At 43.4% G+C, this 2,362-nt stretch carries 4 protein-coding genes; 1 reads left to right on the top strand and 3 read right to left on the bottom strand.

The genetic code is table 11. The annotated features are described in order from the left end of the window. Positions 1 to 298 precede the first annotated feature (298 nt). Complete coding sequence (locus BRW63_RS27980; RefSeq protein ID WP_143162138.1) at positions 299 to 484, top strand: hypothetical protein; 186 nt, start codon at positions 299 to 301, stop codon at positions 482 to 484. Positions 485 to 554: 70 nt separating this feature from the next. On the opposite strand, the gene BRW63_RS26850 is transcribed toward BRW63_RS27980, so the two are convergent. The 3 genes from BRW63_RS26850 to BRW63_RS26840 all read right to left on the bottom strand — a co-directional run bounded on the left by BRW63_RS26850 (position 555) and on the right by BRW63_RS26840 (position 2,188). Further along, positions 555 to 896 carry a clan AA aspartic protease gene (locus BRW63_RS26850; protein WP_317615853.1) on the bottom strand — a complete coding sequence of 114 codons (342 nt, stop codon included), beginning with the start codon at positions 894 to 896 and terminating at the stop codon, positions 555 to 557. A gap of 32 nt (positions 897 to 928) precedes the next feature. Next, the gene (locus tag BRW63_RS26845) at positions 929 to 1,204 is read right to left on the bottom strand and encodes a hypothetical protein (RefSeq protein WP_073075358.1); all 276 of its coding nucleotides are present in this window, start codon (positions 1,202 to 1,204) and stop codon (positions 929 to 931) included. 144 nt (positions 1,205 to 1,348) lie between these two features. After that, positions 1,349 to 2,188 carry a hypothetical protein gene (locus BRW63_RS26840; RefSeq protein ID WP_073075357.1) on the bottom strand — a complete coding sequence of 280 codons (840 nt, stop codon included), beginning with the start codon at positions 2,186 to 2,188 and terminating at the stop codon, positions 1,349 to 1,351. Positions 2,189 to 2,362: the final 174 nt, after the last annotated feature.

Here is a 2,362-nt window from a genome sequence, read left to right as displayed (position 1 = left end):
AATTCAATCCGAATCATGCTAACAACCTCTTTTCTCCTGCTCTAGAACAAACCTCATCTTATCGTTGATGCGGGAGAACAATCCAAAAGTCCATTTCTCAATCGTGGCGAGTATAACTGAGATTCTCCGATAGGGAGGCTCTGAGCGAGTGTATTAACATCTCCAGTTAGAGGTGCTAACCCTAATGTAGTGCTAAAAGCAACTAAAAAGGCAGCACGAAGTACATTATGCATTTGAATTATCCTTGGAAGTCTAACATTGCTTAAACTGAATTCAGCCTAAACTCCGTACACCTGATTTGTCAGTCGGAGAAAGTCAGGAAAAAGTCGGAGAAAAGTCAGATGTACCCCATAAGTCAGCTTGCAACTGCATTTTCACAGAAAATGTGCAGTTACTTGGCGATCGCACCCCACTATCAATTTCTCGACTGCGCCCTGACAGACAACCTAGCGGTCTAACGGTGAAGATGAGCGGCGATGAATAAAACCAAAACGTAGCGAAAAACTGTACTCGCCGCTCCATCGCATTGTTAGACCATGCCCCACGAACAATTTCTAAATGACATCCGTCAATGCTGCGATCGTCACCAGCCCACCTTCAACGGTATCTACTTGCAGTCGGTACCCACGTAGCATTCTCATTCCAAGCAACGGCTCTGTGTTAGCTGAATTGATTTCAATTTCTCGGAACTGTCCATCCCAAATCACACTCGCCTCGTAGATATCAAATAGGGTTTCGCTCCCATCCCCTAAAGTGGCACGATCTCGATAGCTCCAAGGTAATTCAAGTTCAGCAATGATTGCTGAGGAGAGACTCAAGAAACCTGTGAACCCAGTATCGATCACAGCATTAACGGGTTTGACCTTAGTACCATTCTTAACAACGATGGAAATCACAGCCTCATAACTCTCATTTACGTATCCCTGCATCATAAAGCGTCTTTCAAGCTCCGTGCGCCAAATCGATGAACGGCACGATAGCCGATGCGAACAACCCAAGGTTGAGCATCAGGCAATCGCTCATAGAGTCGTCGAGTGGCGGTCATCGTATCATCAGCAAGCTCAAAGTCTTCGGTTTCGATGTCGATCGCCACAATTTTGCCGCGATTACCTTCCTCGACTTGGGGACGCACCTGAGTTTCATAAATCTCATCGCCCCGTCGAGCGAACTCTTCTTTACTGTAGCGGGGTTGCCGAACTGTCACGGATTTGACCTCGTTTCAACTGTGTCATTACATTTTAACCTGAGAGACCAATCATCTGGTTTGAAGGATACTATTATGCTGCTCCTGCCGACAACTTAATAGTGAGACGATTCTACAAGGTTGAAAGATGTCAAATAGATAAATTTAATATCTATGCATTTCCAAGGCAGTCTCATAATTCCAACGCTCAACAGGTTTCAAATCGGGAGTAGTTTGGAAAAGTTGGGAAGCATCTACATTGAACAATGACAACAATTTTGCGACTTCTTTAGCGCAAGAAGCGGGCTGTTTAGCAATCTGTTCTTCTGCAAACCTGATAACTATCCATCTAGCATCATAAAACTGCTGGTCTCGATAGTCATCTTTACCAATATAATGAATTGGCTCTTTTTGCCCTGAATCACTTAAGAACCAAGGCTCATCAACTTCTATATCAATCCAGAGATTCAATGAAGGGATGTGCAAAATAACATCTGGCGTGAAAGTATAGCTAAGATTTAACCCTTCTCCTTTTTTAACAAGACATCCCGGTATTGCTCTAACTGCATTTAAAAGAACATCATCATACTTTCCTGATCTGGCATCACTTTTGGTCAAACTAGATCTGGTTGTTTGCAACGTGCTTTTTAACTGACTTTGCATATATTTACGCAACAATTCCGGGTCACTAAGAATTTGTCTAGCCCTTTTATTTTCTTCCTCAACAGTTGACTTTCGTTCTTGATAACCTTCAGTGGAATCATAGAAAATTGCTGCGCCAGCACCAATCAAACCAAGCCATCCGACAGGCGTTGCTAGAGATATTGCTCCCAAAGCCACTGCCCAACCACTGAGTTCCCCAAATCTGTCCGCAGTTTTTGCCCTTCCTAAGCTTTGCTCAGCAAGCAGAGCTTCTTGAATACGAAGAGGAATCAGAATTTTTGGGTACAGATTGTCGCATTGTCTAGAAAGATTATATTCTTTGAGAAGATCTTTGGTACCCATGAATATTGGAACTGTGTTCAGTCTAATTTTTCATACACAGTGTTCCCAGAACCAAATTCGGTCGGGTAAAGGAGTGAGTTTTAGATATATCTCCCTCCCTCCCCTCAGAACCGTGCTTACAACTTTCACTGTACACGGCTCAAGCAATCTCTATAGCCTACCGATGTAATTGTG

This window comes from Phormidesmis priestleyi ULC007, assembly GCF_001895925.1.
Lineage (GTDB): Bacteria > Cyanobacteriota > Cyanobacteriia > Leptolyngbyales > Leptolyngbyaceae > Phormidesmis_A > Phormidesmis_A priestleyi_A.
Note: the sequence above shows the minus strand (reverse complement) of the source record. Positions and strands in the feature narration are given on the sequence as shown.